Source organism: Desulfuromonas svalbardensis (genome assembly GCF_055389415.1).
Genome location: NZ_AP042416.1, coordinates 2,831,852 through 2,856,093 on the forward strand (window position 1 = coordinate 2,831,852; position 24,242 = coordinate 2,856,093).

Annotated in this window: 23 protein-coding genes; all 23 read right to left on the bottom strand. The window is 44.2% G+C overall.

Translation table 11 applies throughout. The features are described 5' to 3' along the window. The 23 genes from rfaP to ACZ5KY_RS12860 all read right to left on the bottom strand — a co-directional run bounded on the left by rfaP (window position 1) and on the right by ACZ5KY_RS12860 (window position 24,242). Window positions 1-813: a lipopolysaccharide core heptose(I) kinase RfaP gene (gene rfaP, locus ACZ5KY_RS12750; RefSeq protein ID WP_464244277.1), complete on the bottom strand. Its 813-nt coding sequence runs from the start codon at window positions 811-813 to the stop codon at window positions 1-3. Further along, on the bottom strand, window positions 810-1,922 hold the full coding sequence (locus ACZ5KY_RS12755) for a glycosyltransferase family 4 protein (protein WP_464244278.1): 1,113 nt from the start codon (window positions 1,920-1,922) through the stop codon (window positions 810-812). The genes rfaP and ACZ5KY_RS12755 overlap by 4 nt, the downstream gene beginning before the upstream one ends. Further along, window positions 1,919-2,578, bottom strand: coding sequence for a hypothetical protein (locus ACZ5KY_RS12760; protein WP_464244279.1), 660 nt, complete (start codon window positions 2,576-2,578; stop codon window positions 1,919-1,921). Before ACZ5KY_RS12760 ends, ACZ5KY_RS12755 begins: the two co-directional genes overlap by 4 nt. A 6-nt stretch (window positions 2,579-2,584) precedes the next feature. Beyond that, on the bottom strand, window positions 2,585-3,163 hold the full coding sequence (gmhA, locus tag ACZ5KY_RS12765; RefSeq protein WP_464244280.1) for a D-sedoheptulose 7-phosphate isomerase: 579 nt from the start codon (window positions 3,161-3,163) through the stop codon (window positions 2,585-2,587). Between the two features lie 22 nt (window positions 3,164-3,185). After that, window positions 3,186-4,241 carry a lipopolysaccharide heptosyltransferase I gene (gene waaC, locus ACZ5KY_RS12770; RefSeq protein ID WP_464244281.1) on the bottom strand — a complete coding sequence of 352 codons (1,056 nt, stop codon included), beginning with the start codon at window positions 4,239-4,241 and terminating at the stop codon, window positions 3,186-3,188. A gap of 5 nt (window positions 4,242-4,246) precedes the next feature. Then, window positions 4,247-5,275 carry a lipopolysaccharide heptosyltransferase II gene (waaF, locus tag ACZ5KY_RS12775; RefSeq protein ID WP_464244282.1) on the bottom strand — a complete coding sequence of 343 codons (1,029 nt, stop codon included), beginning with the start codon at window positions 5,273-5,275 and terminating at the stop codon, window positions 4,247-4,249. Window positions 5,276-5,279: 4 nt separating this feature from the next. Beyond that, on the bottom strand, window positions 5,280-5,450 hold the full coding sequence (locus tag ACZ5KY_RS12780; RefSeq protein ID WP_464244283.1) for a Trm112 family protein: 171 nt from the start codon (window positions 5,448-5,450) through the stop codon (window positions 5,280-5,282). A gap of 35 nt (window positions 5,451-5,485) precedes the next feature. Continuing rightward, window positions 5,486-6,553, bottom strand: coding sequence for a tetraacyldisaccharide 4'-kinase (gene lpxK / locus ACZ5KY_RS12785; RefSeq protein ID WP_464244284.1), 1,068 nt, complete (start codon window positions 6,551-6,553; stop codon window positions 5,486-5,488). Beyond that, entirely contained in the window at window positions 6,538-7,827 is a 1,290-nt protein-coding gene (locus tag ACZ5KY_RS12790; RefSeq protein ID WP_464244285.1) for a 3-deoxy-D-manno-octulosonic acid transferase, read from the bottom strand. The genes lpxK and ACZ5KY_RS12790 overlap by 16 nt, the downstream gene beginning before the upstream one ends. Then, window positions 7,808-8,482, bottom strand: coding sequence for a lysophospholipid acyltransferase family protein (locus ACZ5KY_RS12795; RefSeq protein ID WP_464244286.1), 675 nt, complete (start codon window positions 8,480-8,482; stop codon window positions 7,808-7,810). Before ACZ5KY_RS12795 ends, ACZ5KY_RS12790 begins: the two co-directional genes overlap by 20 nt. A 13-nt stretch (window positions 8,483-8,495) precedes the next feature. Continuing rightward, on the bottom strand, window positions 8,496-10,232 hold the full coding sequence (gene msbA / locus ACZ5KY_RS12800; RefSeq protein ID WP_464244287.1) for a lipid A export permease/ATP-binding protein MsbA: 1,737 nt from the start codon (window positions 10,230-10,232) through the stop codon (window positions 8,496-8,498). Between the two features lie 2 nt (window positions 10,233-10,234). Continuing rightward, on the bottom strand, window positions 10,235-11,416 hold the full coding sequence (lpxB, locus tag ACZ5KY_RS12805; RefSeq protein WP_464244288.1) for a lipid-A-disaccharide synthase: 1,182 nt from the start codon (window positions 11,414-11,416) through the stop codon (window positions 10,235-10,237). A gap of 259 nt (window positions 11,417-11,675) precedes the next feature. Then, the gene (gene lpxA, locus ACZ5KY_RS12810) at window positions 11,676-12,446 is read right to left on the bottom strand and encodes an acyl-ACP--UDP-N-acetylglucosamine O-acyltransferase (protein WP_464244289.1); all 771 of its coding nucleotides are present in this window, start codon (window positions 12,444-12,446) and stop codon (window positions 11,676-11,678) included. Between the two features lie 2 nt (window positions 12,447-12,448). Beyond that, a complete protein-coding gene (fabZ, locus tag ACZ5KY_RS12815; protein ID WP_464244290.1) occupies window positions 12,449-12,889 on the bottom strand; it encodes a 3-hydroxyacyl-ACP dehydratase FabZ in 441 nt (146 codons plus the stop codon). A gap of 6 nt (window positions 12,890-12,895) precedes the next feature. Then, window positions 12,896-13,927, bottom strand: coding sequence for a UDP-3-O-(3-hydroxymyristoyl)glucosamine N-acyltransferase (gene lpxD / locus ACZ5KY_RS12820; protein ID WP_464244291.1), 1,032 nt, complete (start codon window positions 13,925-13,927; stop codon window positions 12,896-12,898). Between the two features lie 16 nt (window positions 13,928-13,943). Continuing rightward, the gene (locus ACZ5KY_RS12825) at window positions 13,944-14,462 is read right to left on the bottom strand and encodes an OmpH/Skp family outer membrane protein (protein ID WP_464244292.1); all 519 of its coding nucleotides are present in this window, start codon (window positions 14,460-14,462) and stop codon (window positions 13,944-13,946) included. A 33-nt stretch (window positions 14,463-14,495) separates the two neighbouring features. Further along, the gene (bamA, locus tag ACZ5KY_RS12830; protein ID WP_464244293.1) at window positions 14,496-16,820 is read right to left on the bottom strand and encodes an outer membrane protein assembly factor BamA; all 2,325 of its coding nucleotides are present in this window, start codon (window positions 16,818-16,820) and stop codon (window positions 14,496-14,498) included. Between the two features lie 257 nt (window positions 16,821-17,077). Then, entirely contained in the window at window positions 17,078-17,785 is a 708-nt protein-coding gene (locus tag ACZ5KY_RS12835; protein WP_464244294.1) for an ABC transporter ATP-binding protein, read from the bottom strand. 13 nt (window positions 17,786-17,798) lie between these two features. Further along, a complete protein-coding gene (locus ACZ5KY_RS12840) occupies window positions 17,799-19,049 on the bottom strand; it encodes a lipoprotein-releasing ABC transporter permease subunit (RefSeq protein WP_464244295.1) in 1,251 nt (416 codons plus the stop codon). Between the two features lie 10 nt (window positions 19,050-19,059). Continuing rightward, window positions 19,060-20,544: a lysine--tRNA ligase gene (lysS, locus tag ACZ5KY_RS12845; RefSeq protein ID WP_464244296.1), complete on the bottom strand. Its 1,485-nt coding sequence runs from the start codon at window positions 20,542-20,544 to the stop codon at window positions 19,060-19,062. A 114-nt stretch (window positions 20,545-20,658) separates the two neighbouring features. Next, window positions 20,659-21,754 (bottom strand): peptide chain release factor 2 gene (gene prfB / locus ACZ5KY_RS12850; protein WP_464244297.1). Its coding sequence is split into 2 segments (ribosomal slippage): window positions 20,659-21,684 and window positions 21,686-21,754, totalling 1,095 coding nucleotides; the frame shifts between segments, so codons are not numbered across the junction. 36 nt (window positions 21,755-21,790) lie between these two features. After that, window positions 21,791-23,320 (bottom strand): apolipoprotein N-acyltransferase, encoded by a 1,530-nt coding sequence (lnt, locus tag ACZ5KY_RS12855; protein WP_464244298.1) that lies wholly within the window; start codon window positions 23,318-23,320, stop codon window positions 21,791-21,793. 13 nt (window positions 23,321-23,333) lie between these two features. Continuing rightward, complete coding sequence (locus ACZ5KY_RS12860; RefSeq protein WP_464244299.1) at window positions 23,334-24,242, bottom strand: hemolysin family protein; 909 nt, start codon at window positions 24,240-24,242, stop codon at window positions 23,334-23,336.

Consider the following 24,242-nt stretch of genomic DNA (forward strand, 5'->3'; position numbering starts at 1 on the left):
TCACGACTTATACTTTCGGTAAAAACGCTGCAATAACTGCTGTCCGCGTCGATCTACGGAGCGCCACAACCACGTATTATCAACCAACGCATCGCGTAAAGGTTGCTGGCTATAATGTTTAATAAAGCGGTAAAAATCGCGCCGGGTCAAACCAATCTCCATACTCGAAAAGTAAAGCGCTGATAAATCCTTTAAACGCCAACGTTGAGGGAGTTTTGTATGAAACTGAACCCGATGCAGATCGATCAAATAAAGGGTCAAGTTTTTCGGATCAAGGTGATCTCGCCCTGCCGAGAGGTCGAGAAGAAAATGGCACAAATAGTAATCACGATGATTAACACCATTTTCGTGCAACGTTCGTGAGATAGTGGCCAATTTTTCAATAAGAGCGCGCTTTAAAGACACAGCTGGCGGCTGTTGCGACCACAAACGACAAAAATCCTCAAGGCTTTCCGTTGGTTGCAGCTCTTCAGTAATGATAAAGGATTGTCGGTTTGCTGGGCTGCTGCCCTGCTCTCCATAACCGATCAAAGTCATCGTGTCGACACCCAGCTCTTCTAATTTACGGATAGCGAGCCATTCGTTTTGCGCTGATAACACTGGAGGTTTACGTAAGGTCAATACACTCTTTAGAATCCGTGGCCAACCGAGTCCAGAGTAGAGTTTAGCAAAATATCCCCGACCATCTTTTTCAAAACGGAGGGTTCTTCTGCCGTCCATATTGCGATACTCTTCCCCCTGCAAATTAAGAACCTGCTCAAAGAGGTCATCTCCCTGCCACTGCTGTTGCCATAATTTCGGTAATACAATCATGAGAGCACCTGTTCTATGACATCAGTCGCTGTTGTGGCTAGGCCAAAAATATCTGTTTGGGAAATATAGTCACGTGCTGCCTGCTGCCTAATAGCAGAATCCTCTTCAAGCATCTCTAGCAACTCACAACCGAACCGCTGTAAATCAAAGGGCGAGCTATGAACGCGACCCGCTTGTGAACGCTCAATATGAAAGCTATAACCACAAGAATCAGTGACCAAAACCGGTAATTGAGCCGCGACAGCTTCGAGCAGCACCATTCCCGCGGCTTCACGATAGGCGGGATGGATCAGCAAATCGGCAGCAAAAAAGAACTTCGATGCATCGTCGCGCCCGCCCATAAATCGAACCTGACTTTCCAGACCCAATTGACGCGCCTGACGCTCAAAGGGGGCACTATTATCGCGACCAACAATGAACAACACACAATTTTGGCGATGAGGTTCTGGCAAACTTGCCATGGTATCAAGAGCACGATCCACCCCCTTGGTGCGAAAGCCAGAACCAACCATCAAGAGCATTTTTTGGCTGTCACTTATTTTAAGATGCCGGCGAAAATCAAGACGCTGCTGAAGATAGTCGTCGGGGGCTAAACGATCGTGATCAACACCGGGTGGTAAAATGTGAAAGCGTCGATCAGGAGTACCATACAGTCGCTGAATTGCAGGTATCTCTTGATCGGATAACAGCATTAGCTGTGTCGAGCTGTTCAGCCCATAGACATCATTTTCAGCCCGCAAAAAGCTTTTAGACCGCGGTATAAACCGATACCAAAATTTCCGTTGTTCACACTTCAAGGAAAAACAGGGGTCAGCAGCAAAATAAAGATCCAATCCCGACATCCTGTTGAAACCCACTACACCATCATAACCCAAGGTATCGATCTGCTGCTTTACGCGCTGAGAAAAGATTTCGTAGCGGCGATAATTACGCCAGCAATTGACCTGAATGACATGAATATTGATCCCTGAAATTTTAGGCCCGCTCCACTCAAGACAATAAAGATCAACATGATGTCCACGCTTTAAACACTCACGGGCAATTTTTATACAGTCACGCTGTAAACCACCGTAAGGGAAATATTTGAACAATGCAAAAGCGAGTTTCATAGCACCTGTGCTTCATGGTTAGACAGTAATTTCTTTATATTCTGATTTGCCGTATCAGATAACTCCGAAGCCACATGATAACGATCCCAGAATGACTCCGCCATACTATTAAAAAACTGTTGGTCATCATTGTAACGCAACATATGACGAAAATTACGCACCCTTTCCGCCACAGTAAGAGATCGACGACGGAAGCGCATATCCGCAATATCAATTAACCCAAGAGATAAATCCTCCATGACGATGATGTTTCCCCAGTGCAGAGAGCGAAACAAAACACCCTTACTATGCAAGCTGGCAACAAATTTTGCCAGAATATCCATGATAGGTTCGGCTCCGTCCTTTAAACAATATTGACGCAAGGTCATCCCAGGTAGCGGCCGGTACCAGACCAAATCTCGAACAGGATCGCAACAATGCCCCAAGCGCAAATCTGACACAGTAGGGATATTCAATTGCTGCAAGCGGCGGGCATTTTTTGCGAAACGACGCGCATAAGGAAACAGTAATGCAGTAGTCAGTAGACGCTTACGTCGGAAGATTTTGACGATATCGCCTTCAACAGTTAACAAAACCTTTTCACCGTGTCCATCTTTTTCTAAAATGGTTGATGAACAGATAAGTTGATTAAATTGTTCAGGAGAGATTGATTCCATCAGCTATTACCCATCGTCTGAAAATAGTTCTGTTTCAATTAAATCACACAGAATATGGATGATGGTTAAGTGAGCTTCTTGGATACGCGGCGTATCAGGAGACGCGACGGTTAAGGCAATATCTACTTGTGATGCAATGGAGCCACCATCTCGACCAAGAAGAGCGACAGTCTGTCCCTCCATCGTTTTGCCTAGCGCCAAGGCCTTTTGTACATTTTCAGAGTGACCGCTGGTGGAGATGCCAACGACAACATCGCCTGGTTTTACTAACGCTTCAACCTGACGACTAAACACTTGATCATAACCAAAATCATTGGCGACAGCGGTTAAAATAGAGGTATCAGTTGTCAGAGAAATAGCAGGAAGAGCTGATCGGTTCTTCAAGAAACGACCCACCAGTTCTGCAGCAAAATGTTGTGCATCGGCCGCCGAGCCACCATTACCCATAACAAGAATCTTATTCCCACGTCGTAGGGACTCACACATCAACGCTGCACAGGCTGCAATATCAGCAGACATTGGTGCAACAATCTGTTGAAACACCTCAATATGCTGATTAATATGTTGATCTATTTTTTGCTGCATAACACTCTCCCGTATCTTCCCATCAGCCAATTAATTCAATAATCGCGCTATATACCTCATCGACACCAATTGATTTTGAGCACACATCATCGCGTTCACACTGTTTGAGTAAACAAGGGGAACAAGGTAATGATGATTGTAAGCAACGATGGTTTTCATCCATAGGGCCATTGCGTGTTGCATCTGTTACGCGGAACACTGAAACAGTCGGAGTTCCAAGAGCCGCAGCGATATGAATCGGTCCCGTATCGCAACCCACCACAACATTTGCACGATCAAGCAATGCAACCAGCTCAGGCAGGCTGCCACGTGGCCATACAATCGCTTTACCCGCTACATGCTCAGAAATAGACTGTGCAGCGTGGTGCTCTTGATCATTGCCCCATGTTAGTAACGGAACCACATCGGTCTTTTCAACCAACTTAGCCGCCAATTGTTGCCAATATTCCAAGTTCCACAACTTTGTTTTCCACGTTGTACCATAATGTAAGACAGCAAGTTTTTCATGTGACAATTGCAGTTTTTCAATTTGCTGGTGAACATGCTCCCGCGCTAGGGGGATAACATGAAGAGGCCCAGCATTGATCCGCTCCCTTCCATTAGGAAGTGCAGCCGCGACAACAGCAAGAGAGCGTTGTGCAACATGATGATCAACATCGGACAAATGAACACGATGATTGGTTGCTAAAAGGTTCGGCCACTCTCGAATATGGTGTCGATCAAAGCCATAACGCTTTGAACTGCGACTCAAACGGGTAAATAAACCACTTTTACTGTTCCCCTGCAGATCAAAAACGAAATCATAGTGTTGCCGACGGAGTTCTTTGGTAAACAACCACATCTCTCTCATCATGGCTAATGGTGAAAGAGCACGCCAGCGTTTTGTTTTCAATGGAATCACTCGATGAATCAATGGATGACCATCTAAAACAGGGGCAAACCCCTCCTCAACCAGCCAATCAATCTGTAGTGGCTCACCACTTTGAACAGTCATATCAATACTATGCAAATAAGCTAGCACCGGTAGGGTATGAATGACGTCACCAAGAGCACTGACTTTTACAATCAAAATTCTCATTGTAGTTACCCTAAGAGCTCAAATGCGGCAGCCAAAACATCATCTGTTGTAATAGCGGTCATGCAACGATGGTCAGTTGGGCATTGGCGTAACAAACAGGGAGCACAATCAATTTGTTTGCGAACAATTTTAACATTCTGCGAAGCTGGGCAGGTCGTTGTATGATCTGTTGAACCGAACACCGCCACAATTGGCACTGAGAAAGCCGAAGCAACATGCATGGGACCCGAATCATTCGAAACCAATAAACGGCTGTGCGCTAACAGAGCCATCATCTCACGAACCGATGTTTTACCAACCATATTAACTGAAGGGGCACTCATGGCAGAAGCGATTTCACAGCCGATCTCTTTCTCACCAGGGCCACCCGTCAGGACAATTTTAGCATCGTACCGGCTCGCTAACGTATCTGCGACTTCGGCAAAACGTTCTGGTAACCAACGTTTCGCTGAGCCATACGCAGCACCAGGATTGATAGCAATCACATTGTCACTTTCTAGCACTGATGCAGCCCACAGCTGCTCATCCTCAGTGCAAGCAAGACAAAGCTGCTTGTCGCCATCACTGACACCTAAGCGCTGAAGGAGTTGGCAATAATAATCGGTATGGTGCATTAACTTATCAGCAGCAGTAACAGTCACTGGATAATTCAACAACAAACGACGACCATCCGTTGTATAGCCAGCACGCCTTGGTACTCCTGAACAGATTGCAAGCAAAGCCGCTTCGATAGCATTTTGAAATAAAAATGCTGCGTCAAAACGATTACTACGAATCTCCTTAATCATCCGAATAAATCCAGCTACTCCACGATGGTATCCTTTTCTATCGTAGATAATGACCCGATCAACACTGGGATGAAATTGAAACAGTTCAGCGACTAACGGATTAGCAAGCATCACAATCTCAGCATGAGGGTAATGGCTTCGCAACGCATTAAGTGCTGGAGTGGTCATCACCGCATCACCAATCCAATTAGTTCCGCGTACTAAGATTCGTTTCAGTTCATGATGTCCTAGCTGACTTGAAAACATGTAATTATTCTTCCACACTTACAGCTTCATCAATCAACATGATTGGCACATCATTTCTGATGGGATAAACCAATTGACAGTGTTTGCATGTAAGAAATTGCTTTTCAGATAAAACAAGTTCGCCTTTACATTTTGGGCAAACTAAGTGATCAAGTAATTGAGGATTTATGGCCATAATAGATTCTCCAGCAAAGACATCGGTGTCATAAATTAATTAAATAAAGCATCGATCGTTTGTTCTAGCAGATCAACCTCTATGGGTTCGAATATTAACGAAAAAGAACAACATGGAATATCAAACATCTTGTCATTAAGTTTAACGGCATCTTTTTCAGTTGTTAGTATAAAATCTGCCTCAGCAGCCATGATCTTAATTGATTCAATCACATGCGGGGTAAATTGACAATGATCCACTAAAGGCAATGTCGCCAATAACGTCACACCACTGTCTTCAAGAGAAGTAAAAAAATCATGAGGATTTGCAATACCTGCGAATGCAACACACTTACTCTGGCGAAGTTGCTCAAGTGAGTAATCGTGCCCCAATAAGTCTTGCGCGCTCTGTGCTAAAGATTGCTGGGCACGAATAATAGGCTGATCACATGACAAAGGTTTCGCACTCTGTTGGTTATAGCGTGTCATAATACACAGATCTGCCCGTTGCACAGCAGCGGGAAATTCGCGTAACAACCCAGCGGGTAGTAGATGACCATTACCGAGAGGATAGCGGCTATCAAACAACAGCAGATCTAAATCGCGTGCCACAGCCAAATGCTGAAACGCATCATCTAAAACAATAAGATCAACTCCAAACGTTTTAATTGCGTAATCTATCCCTGCGCTTCGTTGCGGCGAAACAATTACAATCGCCTGTGGATTACGTCGAGCGATAAGGTACGGTTCATCACCACATTGAGTCGCTGACAATATCGGACCATTTCCATCACAGACAACACGAACAGCATCACCTTTTTCACCACCATAACCACGACTGATCACAGCAACTTTTCGCTTTTGAGCCTGTTGCTGCTTGAGCAAATAATCAACCATCGGTGTTTTTCCAGTACCACCGACAGCAAGATTACCAACTGAAACAACTGGGACAGATGCTTTATAGCAAGAGAACACACCTACTTGATACAGCTTTACACGCACATAATTAATACAGCCATAAAGCCAACCAAATGGCACTAAAAAAGCAAGGAATAAGCGATCACCTTTACTTTGTGCACCTCGTGTTGCTAAACGGCGATAATACAGCGCTAATCGTGTATGCACTGCACAATCTCACTTAATGTTTTATTACTCGCCCCAGCATTACGTTGCAACAAGGACCAGCCCTGCTCACCCATTGTTCGGCATTTCTCTGGTGTATTTAATAGGGAGTTAACGAGCAGATAAAGTTCATCAACATTATGAATGCGACCTTCGCCTTGTGCCTTTTCGATGAGTACAGCAATTTCCCGAAAATTATGCATATGAGAACCAAAAACAACGGCTTTTTTTAACAACGATGCCTCGAGGATGTTATGGCCACCCGTTGGCACTAAACTACCACCGACAAACACTAACTCTGACATATGGTAAAACTTGAGCATTTCACCTATGGTATCGACAAGAAGGACACCACCTGGTTCTAAAGGCTGTTCCTGTTGTTGCGATCTCAACCGCCACGAAAGTGATGCCTGTGTTAATAATTCACCAACCGACTTACACCGTCCGGGATGACGTGGAACTAAAATTAATATTAAATCAGGATGATGTTTCAACAACCGTTGATGCACCTCAATGATCTGTTCCTCTTCACCAGAGTGAGTGCTTCCCGCGACCCAAATACGTGTTTGCAATGGTAGAGAAAACTGCTGCCGCAACTGTTGACTAGATAAATCTGGCGGTAAGGTTGACTCCATATCGAACTTAAGGTTCCCAGTCACCGTGATACGATCAGCGGGTGCACCAAGTTCGACAATCCGTTGCCCATCTGTTTCAGATTGCATGCAAAAATTACATAGTTGCTCAAGCACGGGTTGAAGGATTTTTTTAACGCGCAAATAACGGGGGAACGAACGATCCGAAATCCGTCCATTAACCAACTGAATTGGAATTGACTGACGATGACATTGGCGGATAAAATTCGGCCATAGTTCCGTTTCAACAATCAATACATGGTCAGGTTGTATGCGCTGCAAAACACGCTTTACCACCCATGAAGTATCCAAAGGGAAAAACAATGTATCGTCAACTTCCTTAACCCCTTGTGCGATAGCATGACCTGTTTCAGTAACGTTCGAAACTAACAATATCGCTTCAGGGTAGTTCTTGCGCAGAACCTTAATCAGCGGAATCGCAGCACGAGTTTCACCAACCGAAACAGCGTGGATCCAAAATACTTTTTTCCCTTCAAAACCAGCAAACCGCTGTTTATGAAAAAAACCAAGCCGTTCACGAATACCACGACGCACCTTTCCCTGTAATAAACCACGGACAAGGTAGCACGGAACAAGAAACAGAGCCGTTATCCAAACGACACAATCATATAGAAGATAAACCATAACTCTCCAGTCGTGCTATAGCACGGCAGTGGTTATCAACCATTGCCTGTTGTAATTTTTGTTTAAACTGTTCGGGGTCGTCATCGCGCTGACAATAAAGTGGCTCTCCATAGGAGAAGACAAGTCGACTAAATGGATAGGGTAACAAAAAACGATCCCATGATGCAAATCGATGTCCGCGACTCGTGACCAATGCCACAGGAACCACTGCACGACCCGATAATCGTGCTAACTGAACAACGCCATCTTTCATCTCATGGCGCGGCCCACGTGGTCCATCGGGTGTAATACCAATATCATACGGTTGTTTGGCTAACCGTAATAATTGCTTAAATGCCGCCCCACCACCTCGACTAGAGGATCCGCGTACGGCATGATGCCCTAGAAATTTTACCGTCCGTGCGATCAACTCACCATCACGCGAACGGCTAATTAATATTTGACTGCCCGGGCCATCGTAGCCCTGAGGAATCATCAACAGCTGATCGTGCCACGACGAAACAATAACCGCTTCACCATTCTGCCAAAGTTTGCGCACGCTTTCGGCACCAATAATCTCTTTACGTGACAACAGCGCAATAATACGAATTAACAATGCAGCCAACGGCGGTGCGAGGTTAAGCAATAGCCACTGACTCATTTTTTTTATTTTCATCAGTTTTTACCCACTAATCGCGAAATTGTAAATCATATAAACGGCGATATGTACCATTGGCTTCGAGCAATTCATGATGCGAACCTCGTTCAACCAATTCGCCACCTGCCATAACTAAAATCTCATCGGCATGCATGATGGTGGACAAGCGGTGGGCAATAACGAACGTAGTTCGCTCCTTCATCAGATTGGCGAGGGCTTGTTGAACAACTTTTTCACTTTCGGTATCCAAAGCACTGGTTGCCTCATCCAACAACAGGATCGGTGCATCACGTAAAATAGCACGCGCTATACAGATTCGCTGTCGTTGTCCACCAGATAAGCGCACCCCACGGTCACCAATCTGAGTCTGATAGCCTTCTGCCATCTCGTTGATAAACTCATCAGCGTAAGCCATTTTAGCTGCTTCTTTAACCTGTTCATCTGTCGCATCGATACGTGAATAACGAATATTATTATACAGGGTGTCGTGAAACAAAAATGTCTCTTGATCAACCAATGCAATTTGTTGTTTTAAGCTATTTTGAGTTATCTTGGAAATATCGTAACCATCAATACTAATCACTCCACTAGTCGGATCATAAAAACGTGCTAACAATCCAATCAGTGTTGATTTACCTGCTCCACTAGCTCCAACCAAGGCAATCATTTTTCCAGGCAGAACATCAACACTGAAATTTTTCAGCACGGGTTCATTGGTATCGTAGCAAAACTGTACCTTATCAAAACAGACATGGCCGCGACTTGGTGGCAACACAATCGCATCCGTTGCATCAACGATATCTCGTGGTGTATCCAACATCTCAAAAACACGCTCGGCAGCACCAACGGCTTTTTGAAGAATATTATTGGTTTTAATCAGCCGTTTCATCGGGCCATACATCATTCCCATGGCAGCAATAAATGACATCAAAGCACCCTTGGTAATATCACCAACCATCACGCGATGGATACCGTACCACAACACCCCTGCGGCGCCAAAAGAAGACAACAACTCCATAATCGGTGCAGTGGCAGAATCGTAACGGATCACTTTTTTCATCCGCTGATAAAAGTTCCAATTCTCACTATGAAATTTATGTTGTTCAGCGTCCTCAGTACCAAAGGCCTTAACCACTTTAATACCACTAAAAGACTCTTGTAAAATAGAGGTCAGATTACTGATATTCGTTAAACTTTTTCGTACATACTTCTTAATTCGCCGACCAATTTGTGCCGCTGGGATAAGGGCGATAGGCAGAACAGTAAAGGCAACAAGCGCTAAACGCCAATCATTGTAAAACAACAAGCCAACTAAACCAACAAGGGTTAATCCCTCTCGAACCACGACCACTAACTCATCAGCTGCTGACTTCTGCAACATCCCAACATCGTTGAGAATTCTTGAAATAATATTACCAACAGGGGATTTAGAAAAATACCCCATAGATAGATCAAGCGTATGATTATAGAGATCATTTCTCAAATCTTGAACAACGAGCTGACCCGCTGTTTTGATAAAATACTCTTGGATATAGCGTGAAATTCCCTTGATTGCTGCAAGACTAATAACAATGACAGGAACTAAGTTAACAGCAGATCTCGTTGGGTTTTCTAAAATAGAATCAATAAAAGGTTGAACCAACTTAGCAATAGAAACATCAACACCCGCAACACCAAGCGACGCAATCATGGCAATAATGATTCGTTTGCTGTATGGCCTTGAATAACCAAGAAGCCGTTTATAAACTTTGATACCACCTTTTGCCACGGTTAGCTTTCTCCTTGCTTAGTACGGCAACTTAACTCGATCACCATTTGTGCAACACGGGCTGAACAACCCGGTTCACCCATCTTAGTTTTAACGTGCGAAAGGTTTTGTTTCATCTCGTTACGATAACTCTCGTCAGTCAAAATTTTATCAACTTCGTTGAACAATGTCAGTGGACTCGCTTCATCTTGAACATACTCGCGAACAATTGTTTTACCTGCAACAATATTTGGCAATCCAAAATGTTCAACAGAGACAAGGTGTTTACCGATAGCATAGGTAAGCGGAGCAGCTTTGTACAGTATCACCATAGGCGTTTCAACTAAGGCGATTTGCAGGGTTACTGTGCCAGACACACACAACACAACGTCACATGCTGCAGCCGTATCGTAAATCGTATCCCGTACAAATATCACTTCGACACCGGCGATATCGAACTGCACCTTAAGATCCGCTTCAACCACCCCTGGCGCTAATGGAACAATAAAATGGGCAGAAGGATGAGCACTTTTAATTTTCTGGGCGGTTTCAACAATCGTCGGAAATGAGTACTTCAATTCATTGCCTCGACTACCGGGGAAAAGGCCCACAACAGTGCTGTTTTGATCTAAGTAATAACGACTACGATACTCAGCCGTCGGTATTGACAATTTAGCCTCATCAAGCAATGGATGGCCAACATAACGAGCATCAATAGGTAAACCGCGATAATATTCGGGTTCAAATGGGAAAATAGCGGCTAAACGGTCAACCACGGCTGAAATACCTTTAACACGACCTCTTCGCCACGCCCATACCTGTGGACTAACGTAATAAAGAACCGGAATCCCAGCTTTTTTTGCTTGTTTAGCAAGTCTTAAATTGAAATCGGGGGAATCTATTAAGACGAGAACGTCGGGTGGATTAGATCCGTGAATAATCGCCTTGAGGCGTTGAAACACACCCCAAATTCGTGGGAGATGGCGAACCACCTCAACCAACCCCATTACGGCGAGTTCGGAACTAGGAAGTATTATCTGACAACCCGCTGCATCCATTTTTTCACCACCCACACCAAAAAAAGAGAGTTGTGGGTCACAGTTTTTCGCGGCCTTAATCAGATTGGCGCCATGCAGATCACCGGAAGCTTCACCAGTAACAATTAACGCACGACGTAGACCAGAACAATCAGAGCCAATGGCCATGAGGGGCAATCCTTTTAAATAGGTAAAAAAACGTATGGCACCCACGTATGGATGCCTACAGTTAACAGTTATATTTTCAATCAACACCGTTATTGAAAAAATGATTCGTATCAATCTTCCGCATTGTGTTCTTGTCTCATGCTCGTCATGCCCGCGAAGGCGGGAGAGACGATCTTTTCGGTTCTAGCGGAAAAGCCTTGCTCATCAGGATTAAAAATGACTGTGTTGCTAAGTGATGCGATAAAACATACGAAAAAAACTATCGGGCGATACCACGCTCACTTTTTCGGATAAAGTCAGTAAACGCTACCACTTCAGGAAACTGCTCAATAGTCTCAGAAATTTGTTTCAAAGCTTCCTCTTGACGTAGTCCTGCTCGAAAAATTAGTTTATAAGATTTCTTGATTGCCGATAACGTTTCAGAGCTAAAACCACGACGTTTTAAGCCGATCAAATTTAAACCGACAGTTTTAGCCCGATCACCCTGTGCAATCACATAGGGGGGAAGATCTTGAGCAATCATCGATCCTCCACTCGCCATAACGTGAGCACCAATACGGGTAAATTGGTGAACTGCCGACATGCCACCAAGAATGGCAAAATCGTCAACTTCAACATGTCCAGCCAACGTTGCGTTATTAGCGAGGATAATATGGTTACCTACAATACAATCATGGGCGACATGAGTGTATGCCATGAACAGGTTATCGCACCCTATTACTGTTTGACCACAACCGTCTTCAGTTCCTAAATGCATGGTAGTGAATTCACGGATTTTATTCCGGTCACCAATAATTAACTTTGTCACTTCACCATGGAATTTAAGATCTTGAGGTATCGCACCGATCGAAGCGAATTGAAAAATTTCATTGTCGCAACCGATAGTCGTATCACCCTCAATGACAACATGCGGACCAACAACTGTACCATCACCGATTGTAACGTTTTCACGGATAATTGAATAAGCACCAACCTTGACATTTTCACCAAGAACAGCACCAGATTCAATAATAGCAGTAGGATGAATCATCACTAGCCCTCCCGATCAACAAAAGTAGCTTTAAGTTCTGCCTGTGTTACGAGGGTTTCTCCAACGTAAGCTTTACCGGAAAATTGATAAATTCCACGGCGGCATTTCATCAATTGAAGTTCCAAACGTAACACATCGCCAGGCACAACAGGCTTGCGGAACTTGACCTTATCAATACCCGTAAAATACGTTACCTTATCATCACCAATGCCGTCATTAAGACTTGCGAAAACACCACCGACCTGAGCCATGGCTTCAACAATCAGAACTCCGGGCATAATTGGGTGTCCAGGAAAATGGCCTTGGAAAAAAGGCTCATTAATCGTGACATTTTTAATGCCAACAATTGACGTGTTTTCAACAAAACTCTCAATACCATCAACCAATAAAAATGGATAACGATGCGGTAAGCGCTTCATTACCTCGACTGCATTCATAAGCATATGTGATTAATCTTTCTCTACAATAGATTGTAATGTTTCAAGTTGCCGTTGTAACGAGGCGATTTGTTTACGCATCTCAGGTAAGCGACTAAACGTCATAGACGACTTTAACCATTCACGATGTGGAATCGCAGGGATTCCTGAAACAATCTGGTCACCCTTTATTGAACCAGTAATTCCGCCACGACCACCAAGAGTTAGGTTATCACCCACCTCAATATGTCCTGCCACAGCAGATTGACCACCAAAGGTACAATGTCGGCCAACTTTAGCACTACCTGCAATACCTGACTGTGAAGCCAATACCGTATGAGGTCCAACCGTTACATTATGGGCAATTTGAACCATATTATCGAGTTTACATCCCTCGCCAACACGAGTAACCCCCATCGCCGCACGATCAAGACAGCATCCCGCACCAATTTCTACATCATTTTCAATCACAACAATGCCGATTTGTGGAATTTTGTAATACGATTCACCATCAGGTGCGAAACCAAAACCGTCTGACCCAATCACCGCATTGGGTTGAACAATCACTCGATCGCCGAGTACACATCCTTCTCGGACAACTGTTGCAGCATGTAAAGTACAGTCACAACCGACTTTTACCTGTGGGTACAACACAACATTTGGATAAATAATCGTATCGTCGCCAATAACACAACCGTCACTGATAGTCGCACCGGCATGAACCGTAACTCGATCACCTAAAGTTGCTGTTTCAGAAACAAACGCACCCGGTAAAACACCTAGAGGTTCAGGTCGTTTCACATTGAGATGCGTTAAAATTTTCGCAAAAGCTAAATAGGGATTATTGCAAACCAGATAGGCAATATCTTCACGATCCAAAGGTCGATCAACTAAAACTGCTGATGCCTGAGTTGTCGCTAAACAGGGTAAATATTTCGGATTAGAAATAAATGTAATATCACCACAGCTAGCTCCATCAATCGGAGCTAGCTGCTTGATATGTATCGAATCGTCGCCGACCACTTCAGCATCAACGAGTGCTGCCAGTTGTTTTAGAGTTGCCATCGACTATTACTTTCGTTTATTGGTGGCTATCAGCATAAGACGCATCGTAAGCTTTAATCAACGCATCAGTATAATCGATGGCATCCGTTGCATAAACGAGTTGTCCTTTTTCGAGCATCACGGTAATTCCCTCGCTCTTACTCATAGTAACTACTTGTGCGCCAAGATCACGTAAGATTTGCTTGGTAAATGCAGCTTCTTTACCAGCCATCGCATCTTGCTGGTCTTTGGTGAAACGCTGATAATCTCTTACCTGCTGCTGAAAATCACTCTCTTTTTGTTGGCGAGCTTCTGCTGACAACAATGCAACCTGCTTCTTAAGAGACTCTTGAAGAGCGGTAAGATCCGTTTGCTTTTTTAGTATTTCTGCTTGAATTGTCTGAAGTTCAGCATCCATTTTGGCTTTTGCTGATTGTCCTGCCGCTGACGTCATCAAAGCTTTTTGTAGATCAACAAAACCGATCTTCAAATCTGCTGCACTTGCCATTGAACCAACACATAAAACCATGAACAATGCGACGATAATACGCTTCATTTTTTTCTCCTAAAAATTAACACTCAACAAAAATTAGAAAAACTTACCAATAGAAAACTCAAATTGTGAATCATCTTCCCATTCCTTGGGATCTAAATTATACCCCCACTCAAGTCTCAATGGACCGAGAGGACTATTCCAACGAACCCCAACACCACTACTGTAGCGCATATCAGAGAAGAACTCTTCGCCTTGATCCCAAGAATTACCCACATCGACAAACAGTAAACCTTTTAATCCGGCAGATTTTAACAGTGGAAAAGTTAGCTCAAAGTTAAAGAACGCTTCTTTAACACCACCAATAAAGTCCCGCTCTGTATCGGATTCTTTCGTTTTATAACCGCTTGGGTCCGTTGCATCGGCAACCACCTTACCATCAACGAGATCATATTCTCTCGCCCATTCCCAAGGGCCAACCTCACGCGATTCAAAACCACGCACAGTGTTCAATCCACCTAAATAGAAACGTTCATCAATAGGAACATCAGAACCACCAACTTTATGAATAAAACCAATTTGACCGTGGGCTGAAAAGACGATTCCCCACTTAATCGGGAAGAAATGACGATGGTCGATGATCGCTTTGGCAAACTTTTCCGTACCACCGAGACCAGCATACTCTACCGAAAACTCAGACATATAACCACGGGATGGATCAGGTCGGTAATCGGTGGTATTGGTAGAGATCGAACCGTAGATTGATGACAATGTCGACTCACCCTCTTGCTCACGCACACCTCTTGAGGCAAGACTGTAGACATCGTAGATCTCTTTTTGTTCGTATTTATAAACAAAGAATGTTCGCATATTATAAGTGATCGGTAGGCCTAATTTGATCGATCCACCAATCGCTTCTTTAGAATACTCATCCCACTCACGGTCAGTACGATAGAGATCAAAACCAAGAGCTAAGTTCTTATCCATAAAATATGGGTTCAATAAACCAACTTGGAAGGTATTTGAATCACCGCCAATAGATGCTGAGAGATTCAACTTTAAAGCTCTACCCAGAAAGTTATCTTGACTGACGGAACCTTGACCAATTAAGCCATCTGTCGATGAGTAACCAAAGCCAACACTAAATGTCCCTGTGGCTTGTTCTTTGACATCGACCTGAACATCCATCAGTTCATCGCTATCGGTTGAGATCGCATCAATGTTGACTTCACTAAAGAAACCAAGGTTATTGACCCGCTTACGACTGGTTTCTAAACGGCTAACGCTATAAAGATCGCCCTCAACCAACGTGACCTCACGGCGGACAACTTTATCGCGAGTTTTACTGTTACCTGAAACATTGATTCTGCCAATATGAACTTCAACACCTTGTTCAATATTAAACGTTACATTAACAGTTTTCTGTTCCTGGTTGATTAAAGTGGTCGGTGAAACATTAACATAAGCATAGCCACGGTTAGCGTAGTAATCATTTAAGCGTTTAATGTCGTCACGAAGTTGCTTACGGCTGAAGACATCACCAGAGCGAAAACGTAAAAGCTTAAGAAGTGCATCACCTTCAATAAGAAGATCGCCTTCAACAGCCATATCACCAAGATAAAACTGATCGCCTTCATCAATTTCAATCAAGACATCTATCTCTTCGCGATCATCTGACAAAGTTACTAGGGGTTGTTTAACGCGAACACGAATATAACCTTGATTGAAATATTCATCTTTGATGAGGTTGATATCGTTTTCGAGCATCCCCTCATTATAGGTTCCGGTACTGCTTAACCAAGAGAAGAGCCACCACTCTTTGGTTTGCATAAAGCCACGCAATTTGCGCGCTGAAAAGACAGTGTTTCCTTCAAATCCAATATCATCAATGGTAACTTTCGTCCCTTCAACTATATCAAAATAGACAATAGCTTCATTGCCCTTTGTCATCTCCACACGGGAAGCAACGTCAACGGCATAAAAACCTTCATCGACATAGAGTTGCTTGATGGCCCCAACACTCTCTTGCAGAGTTTTAGGATGAAGAATACTTGGAGTACGAATAACAAGCGCAGACCGAACTTTAGAGCGCTTCAGCTCATCGTTACCAACAATCTTTATTTTGCGAACTAATGGCCGTTCTTGAACACGATACACCAGTGTCATAGCGCCGTCATGGTGTTCAGTGACAACTTCGATATCTTTAAAATGACCTAGATCGTAAATAGCACGAACATCGTCATCAACAAGATCTAAACTGTAGACGGTACCAACCTTCGTTTGTAATACTTCTTCTATCTTGGCGCCATCAATCCGACTTACACCATCAACGCGAATTGCTGACACAACTTCAGCAGCCAACGCAGCACCAGACAACATTGTCACTAGTAACACAAAACAAAAAGCAAACTTTTTGAGCATCGTGTCAAATCTCCTGAGATTTCGGAACTATTATATTGGGTAAAATACCGTAAAAGCGTACACATTCAGCTGATTTAAAATGGTTAATACAATTCGAACCCATTCGTTTTACAACAATAGAATGTGTAACACTTCAATGCCTTAGTTAAACCTGCACACTATAATCAATCATGGAACCTGTGTAAACTTAAACCTGCATCGATGATTAATGACTTATGCTATTTATCATCGTGAGATCACCCATTCAGCTTATCAGATCAGCCAGACACGCAACCATCACAGATACGCAACGTGCGGTCCATTCGAGTCGCTAACTCATCATTATGGGTAACAATAATCATCGTCAAATCATATTCATCATGGACTCGATCAAGGAGCGCATAAATACCATCAGATGTTGTGGAATCAAGATTGCCTGTTGGTTCATCAGCAATCAAAATACGCGGTTTCAAGACTAACGCTCTAGCGATGGCAACGCGCTGTTGCTCGCCACCCGATAGTTGTCCCGGTTTATGAGACAACCGTTTTTGTAAACCCGTTTGAGCCAACAATATTTGAGCCATTTCAGCTGCTTGCCGACGACTATGCCCAGCAATGAGTGCAGGCATCATGACATTTTCCAGCGCAGTAAATTCTGGCAATAATTGATGGAACTGAAACACAAACCCCAACTGTTGATTACGAAAATGATCCAACTGATCTGTTTTCAAAGAAAAAAGATCCGTCGATTCATAGTAGCAATGGCCAGAGGTGGGGCGATCTAACGTGCCAAGAATATGCATAAGGGTCGTTTTTCCAGACCCTGATTCGCCAACCACTGCAATGCGCTCACGCGCTGCAATTGACAGATTGACATTTTTCAAAACCGTCAACTGACCACCCTCTGTCATGAACGACTTGGTTAAACCTTCTGTCCGTAGCACCACATTAGACTCGACGCTTTGTACTGTCGTATTATCAATCATATCTAGCCCATTGCTATTCATAACGGAGTGATTCAGCGGGATCTAAACGTGCCGCACGTGATGCAGGGTAAACCGTGGCAAGCAAACAAATAACCATTGCCATAACGACAACAGCAACAACATCAGAGGTTACCACTTGAGATGGAAAATGTTCCATTCCATACACCGCTTTATCAAAGATAGTAACGCCCAACGTATGCTCAAGCCAACTGATAATGGCATCAGCATTGAGTGCTAACAACAATCCAAGCGACGTTCCCAGTAGGGTTCCACTCACACCAATTAAAAGCCCTTCAAATACAAAGATCTTTAAAATGCTTCGCGACGTCGCTCCCATAGAACGTAAAATAGCGATATCTTTGTGCTTTTCCATGACGACCATTATCAGAGTTGTGCCAATATTAAATGCGGCAACAAGCACAATAATACCGAGGACAATAAACAGCCCCAATTTTTCGAGTCGTAAGGCAGCAAGGAAAGAACCGAACATATCTTGCCAAGAACGCACGGAGTAGGGATATTCAAATTTAGTGCGTAACGCACTGCTTACACCAATAGCATGGTCAAAGGAATCAACCTCAATCTCTATGCCGCTGACATGATCTGGCGTACCGATAAAACGTTGCGCTTGAGTTAAATCGATATACGCATAATAGGTATCTAAAAACCCACCCCGTTGTCGTGCTATCGCCACCACCTCAAAAGGTTTTATCTTGGGGACCAACCCAAAAGGGGTAAGATTGAAATCAGGGGGAATGACATTAATTCGATCCCCTAAACTGACTCCAAGATTCGCTGCCGTATCGGAAGCGATAATAATCCCAGGTACGTTTTGCGTCGACTCAAACAACGCTTCGCGTACCGTGCCCCCTCGTGTCAAAAACTCTTGTTCAAAAATCCTGTTCTGCGGTGAAATACCCTTAACGTTAACAGCAGCGACATTTCCATTAGCAAGCATCATCGCTTCCTTGACAACAAAAGGTTGTGCGGAAACAACTTGCGATGAATGCCCCTTTATTTGATCAACAATGTCAGCCCAATGAGTAAGACTGTCACCCTGCTTTTGTAATAGGATATGGGGGATATTCCCCAATATCTGCTGCCTAACTCCATCGTGGAACCCAGTCATAATGGCTAAAACTAGAATGAGCGCTGCAACTCCAAGCGTTACCCCAGTCACCGAAATAAACGAGATCACTGAGATAAAGGTCTGCTTACGCTTCGCCCTGAGGTAACGTAAACTGATCAACCATTCATAGCCCATGCTCAATACCTTAACGCGCAGTTTTACGCAATTGAGGGAATAAAATAACGTCGCGAATTGACGCTGAATCGGTGAGCAACATGACTAAACGGTCTACACCAATCCCCTCACCTGCGGTTGGTGGTAAACCATATTCCAAGGCTTTAATATAATCTTCATCCATGGCATGCGCTTCATCGTCACCCGCCGCTTTTTCAGCCACTTGACCAATAAAACGACCTCTTTGGTCAATCGGATCATTCAGCTCAGAAAATGCATTGGCAAGTTCACGACCAACAACAAACAACTCAAAGCGATCAACAACATCTGGATTTTCATCATTGCGCCGCGATAATGGTGATACTTCGGTTGGATATTCGGTAACAAAAGTTGGATGCCACAGGTTTGGTTCAGCGACCTCATCAAACAGCTCTGTAAGAAGCTTTCCGTGACCAATTGAATCATCAAAATCAAGCCCTAGTTTACGTGCATAGGCAAGAGCCTTAGCTGGATCCTCAAGATCTTCGGCACTGATATCGCCATACTGAACAATTGCTTCTCGAACCGTTAATCGCGTCCATGGCCCAGTCAAATCGACTTCTCGCCCGCCATAACTAATCACCCGACTGCCACATACTTCCTCGGCAATATGACCAATCATCTCTTCGGTAAGGTCCATCAGATCATGATAAGTTGCATAGGCTTGATAGAATTCGATCATGGTAAATTCAGGGTTATGACGAATGGAGATCCCTTCATTACGGAAGTTACGATTAATCTCAAACACGCGGTCAAAACCACCAACAACCAAACGCTTTAGATATAATTCAGGAGCGATGCGTAAAAACAGATCCATCTTTAAGGTATTATGATGTGTCACAAACGGACGCGCGGTAGCACCACCAGCAACAGGTTGCATCATCGGTGTTTCAACTTCAAGAAAATCGCGTTGCTGCATAAAGTCACGCATAAGTGAGATAATGCGACTGCGCTTTTTAAATACTTCGCCCACTTCTGGATTAACAATCAAATCGACATAACGTTGACGATAACGCGTTTCAACATCGGTCAACCCGTGAAACTTTTCAGGAAGCGGCTGCAACGATTTCGTTAACAGTTGCAGCGATTCAGCCCGCAATGAAAGCTCATTGGTTTTGGTCCGAAAGGCCTTGCCACTAATACCTACGATATCACCCACATCAAGCTTACCGAACAGGGCGAAACTCTCATCACCAATCTTATTTTTACCGACATAGACCTGAATTCGGCCTTTACGGTCTTGAATTTGAATAAAAGCTGCCTTACCAAAATCACGTCGGGCCATAATCCGCCCTGCGATGACATAAACCTGCTCACATCCTTCTAATGCCTCAGAATCGTGATCCACATGGGCGCACTTAATCTCTTCAGATAAATGTTCAACCTTAAAATCATTGGCATAAGGATTAAGGCCTTGCTGACGTAGATCATCTGCTTTCGCCATTCGTTGGGCGACAAACTCATTTAACTCTTCCATGAAACGGTTGTTCCTTTCTTCGTGTGTCTGATCAAAGTAGCAAGTGCCTTCCTTGCCTAATGCTATAAAATCATAAAAACCTAGCAGATTGTCGGAATTAAAATGGACAGACTGCTAACTATTTTCCAACAAATAAGCTTCGATAAAACCTTCGATATGCCCATCTAGAACTGAATCGGCATTGCCCACCTCAAAACCTGTACGGTGGTCTTTTACCATTCGATAAGGATGAAGAACGTAAGACCGAATTTGACTGCCCCAGCCAATCTCTTTTTTATCGCCAGTGAGAACATTGGCCTCCTCCTCTTTACGTCGTTGCTCTTGTTCGAACAACCGCGCTTTGAGTTGGCGCATCGCTTCGGCTTTATTGTTGTGTTGTGAACGCTGATCTTGACACGCGACAACAATACCAGAGGGAAGATGGGTAATTCGGATCGCTGAATCGGTTTTATTGATATGTTGCCCGCCAGCACCACTGGCGCGAAAGGTATCTATCTTCAGATCTTTATCCAATACCTCAATCTCAATACTGTCATCTAACTCTGGAAAAATAAACACTGAACAAAAAGAGGTGTGACGCTTCGATGCCGCATCAAAAGGGGAGATCCTAACCAGACGATGAATCCCCATTTCAGGTCGAAGCCAACCATAAGCATAATCACCGGTAACGGTAAATGTGACACTTTTGACTCCAGCATCGTCACCAGGTTGATAATCAGTAATTTTGGTGGTGTAACCCTTTATCGTACAAAAACGTAGGTACATGCGCAGCAACATATCAGCCCAATCTTGAGCTTCGGTTCCACCAGCACCTGCATTAATACTTAAAATAGCGCTATTACTATCGTGTTCACCAGAGAGCATGCGTGCAAACTCCATCTGGTGAATATTTCGTTCCAGTTCGGGCAACAACTCTTGAACCTCAAGGCGCATCTCTTCGTCTTGATCTTCAGTACCTAACTCGATTAAGACGTTTAAATCCTCGATGGTCTGTGCGGCTGTCTCGCACGTGCTGACAAGTTTATGCAGCACCGTTCGTTCCTTCAATAATACCTGAGCGCGTTCACCTTTATTCCAAAAATCAGGATCAGCGATTTCAGCTTCGAGTTCACATACCCGTTCTTGTTTAGCGGGTATGTCAAAGGTACCTCCTCAGCTCATCGAGCTTTTCAGATACCAGTTTTATCCGTTCAATCTCTTCACGAAACATGAAATCTCCCTACAGCCATCACTATTTTATTTGCCCTTAACAGCGACTCAATGATCTTTTTCGGCACTGCCATAACCAGCAAAACACTACGATACTGAGCAAAAGCGGTACACTATCACCAGTACGGGTGTAAAGGCTAGTCTCATTACAAAAATAAACATCCCCTTCAACGGTTTCAGCTTGAAACAAATGGGACTGGCGAACCACCCGCCCCAAGGGATCAATTAACGCACTTACACCGGTATTGGCACAGCGTGCTAGCCATACCCGATTTTCAACAGCACGGAATCGGGTCATGGCTAAATGCTGCCACGGCGCTGATGATTTACCGAACCACGCGTCGTTAGTGATATTTACGATAAGATCAGCACCATTACGAACCAAACTTCGACTCACAGCAGGAAATATCGCTTCATAACACACCAAAATACCAACCTGATGACCATTCAATGGTAGAGGACTATTTTGACCGGGAACAAAATCACCGATACCCTGCGCCAACTTATCAACAAAACTAAGCAGGTTTGCAAGAGGTACATATTCACCAAAGGGTACAAGATGAACCTTATCGCTACGACCAACGAGTTCATTGTTTTTCGTCAGCAAATAGGCGCTATTTAAATAACGATACCGTTTTGACGACTTGCCGTTGTCATCAAGTAGTTGCTTATAGGCGGGGCTACCAAACAATAAATTTGCCTGACTGCTTGCAACAATAGAATGAACCTTAGCCGCACGACCACCACCATCTTGATAAAAAAAAGGAGTCGCGCTTTCTGGCCACACAATCAGATCGGGCGATTGTGCTTTGGCACTTAAGTCGCGATACGTTTCCAGCGTTTCATTTAAGCGGCTAGGGTCCCACTTTAACGACTGTTCGATATTGCCCTGCACCAATGCAACGCGCAACGGCTCACCGGTGGTAGGTTGAAGTTGAATCAATCGCCATTGGCCATAACCGTAATTAAGCGACCAAAGAACAGCAACCAAACCGACCACCCGCCAAGGAAGTACGATCTTTGTTACATAGGCCCGTAACAACAGTGCACCAGTGGTGTTGACCAACACTAAAAGAGCAACAAGAAGATACACCCCAGCTAAATCAGCACCTTGAATCAAGCTAAGATAGGGAGCTTGAGAGTAAGCGATATTCGCCCAAGGAAATCCCGTTAAGAGATAAGTGCGAAGATATTCGAAAACGATCCACACAATGGGCAACACTAAGATAAGAGGCAGATTGAGTCGCTGCTTGATTCGGCATGCGCACCAACAAGCCCCCCCCCAATACGCGGCAAGATAGATAACTAATAGCAGGTAGACCACAATCGATACGACAAGCGGCAGTTGACCATAGGTCACCATCACGGTGTTGAGCCAATAGAGTACGGCAGCAAAAAAAACAACACCAGCAGCAAAGCCACTGCGCCACGGTTTCTCTTCCATCACACTAAACAGAGGAATTAACGCGCCCCATGCTAACCAACCAAAACCAAAACTTGGGAACGCTAACGCCAGTAACACCCCTGACAAAATAGGGGCAAACCATGTTATGAATCTCTTTTTCATTCCACTAACGGGTTTAGTTGTCATGGAGTTCGATTGATGCGTCATAACCGCTATTGCCGTCACCTAATGGTGCCTGGTGATCATTAGCGCCATGAGAGGCGATGCGACAAACTCGGACTTGGTAAATTGCCCGCTCATCACTGGCGACAACAACCAATTTTAGACGCTCAAGAACCACCTCTTCGTCGACTTGAGGAACATAACCTAGATGGTGGAGCAGCAAGCCGCCGACAGAATCAAACTGATCGCGCTCAAATTCAGACAGATCGTAATAATCTTCCAGCTCATCGAGGCCCAAGCGGGCATCAACAAGAATGGTCCCATCCTTCTCTTCAACAAGAAGGGGATCTTCGGTGTCATATTCATCCTTAATGTCACCGACAATTTCTTCAATCAAATCTTCCAGAGTGATCAATCCAGAGGTGCCACCATACTCATCAATAGCGATGGCGATATGCTTACGCTTGGTACGAAATTCACGCAGAAGCTCCTCAACCCGTTTTGTTTCAGGAACAAAATAGGTGGTGTGCATCAACTGCTTTAATGAGATCTCCGTTTTCGATTCGCCCCAATATTTCAATAAGTCTTTGGCATACACCACACCAACGATGCGATCAATGGTTTGTTCGTAAACAGGAATACGGGTGTGTCCATATTTGATAATCGTGCCGATCAAAGTGTCCAAGCAGGCATCGATAGGGCAACAATGCATTTCGGTACGTGGCACCATCACTTCGCGAACAATGGTTTCACCAAACTCGATAATGGAACTAAACATCTCCCCTTCGGCGGCATTGATGATCCCATCCTCCTCCGAGGCGTGAATCAGCTCTTGAAGGTGCTCCTCAGAGGTAACGTGTTGTGAACAACCGAACAGGTTTATTTTACGCCACCACGGCACTTTTGAGCCAAAATCGGACAT

Coding starts and splice junctions, on each gene's coding strand:
- waaF (WP_464244282.1), bottom strand. CDS start 5,275: ATGTTTTCAAGTCAGCTAGGACATCATGAACTGAAACGAATCTTAGTA.
- gmhA (WP_464244280.1), bottom strand. CDS start 3,163: ATGCAGCAAAAAATAGATCAACATATTAATCAGCATATTGAGGTGTTT.
- fabZ (WP_464244290.1), bottom strand. CDS start 12,889: ATGCTTATGAATGCAGTCGAGGTAATGAAGCGCTTACCGCATCGTTAT.
- lpxD (WP_464244291.1), bottom strand. CDS start 13,927: ATGGCAACTCTAAAACAACTGGCAGCACTCGTTGATGCTGAAGTGGTC.
- waaC (WP_464244281.1), bottom strand. CDS start 4,241: ATGAGAATTTTGATTGTAAAAGTCAGTGCTCTTGGTGACGTCATTCAT.
- ACZ5KY_RS12760 (WP_464244279.1), bottom strand. CDS start 2,578: ATGGAATCAATCTCTCCTGAACAATTTAATCAACTTATCTGTTCATCA.
- bamA (WP_464244293.1), bottom strand. CDS start 16,820: ATGCTCAAAAAGTTTGCTTTTTGTTTTGTGTTACTAGTGACAATGTTG.
- ACZ5KY_RS12790 (WP_464244285.1), bottom strand. CDS start 7,827: ATGGTTTATCTTCTATATGATTGTGTCGTTTGGATAACGGCTCTGTTT.
- ACZ5KY_RS12795 (WP_464244286.1), bottom strand. CDS start 8,482: ATGAAAATAAAAAAAATGAGTCAGTGGCTATTGCTTAACCTCGCACCG.
- ACZ5KY_RS12825 (WP_464244292.1), bottom strand. CDS start 14,462: ATGAAGCGTATTATCGTCGCATTGTTCATGGTTTTATGTGTTGGTTCA.
- ACZ5KY_RS12755 (WP_464244278.1), bottom strand. CDS start 1,922: ATGAAACTCGCTTTTGCATTGTTCAAATATTTCCCTTACGGTGGTTTA.
- lnt (WP_464244298.1), bottom strand. CDS start 23,320: ATGAAAAAGAGATTCATAACATGGTTTGCCCCTATTTTGTCAGGGGTG.
- lpxB (WP_464244288.1), bottom strand. CDS start 11,416: ATGGCCATTGGCTCTGATTGTTCTGGTCTACGTCGTGCGTTAATTGTT.
- ACZ5KY_RS12840 (WP_464244295.1), bottom strand. CDS start 19,049: ATGGGCTATGAATGGTTGATCAGTTTACGTTACCTCAGGGCGAAGCGT.
- ACZ5KY_RS12860 (WP_464244299.1), bottom strand. CDS start 24,242: ATGTCCGATTTTGGCTCAAAAGTGCCGTGGTGGCGTAAAATAAACCTG.
- lysS (WP_464244296.1), bottom strand. CDS start 20,544: ATGGAAGAGTTAAATGAGTTTGTCGCCCAACGAATGGCGAAAGCAGAT.
- rfaP (WP_464244277.1), bottom strand. CDS start 813: ATGATTGTATTACCGAAATTATGGCAACAGCAGTGGCAGGGAGATGAC.
- ACZ5KY_RS12835 (WP_464244294.1), bottom strand. CDS start 17,785: ATGATTGATAATACGACAGTACAAAGCGTCGAGTCTAATGTGGTGCTA.
- lpxA (WP_464244289.1), bottom strand. CDS start 12,446: ATGATTCATCCTACTGCTATTATTGAATCTGGTGCTGTTCTTGGTGAA.
- ACZ5KY_RS12780 (WP_464244283.1), bottom strand. CDS start 5,450: ATGGCCATAAATCCTCAATTACTTGATCACTTAGTTTGCCCAAAATGT.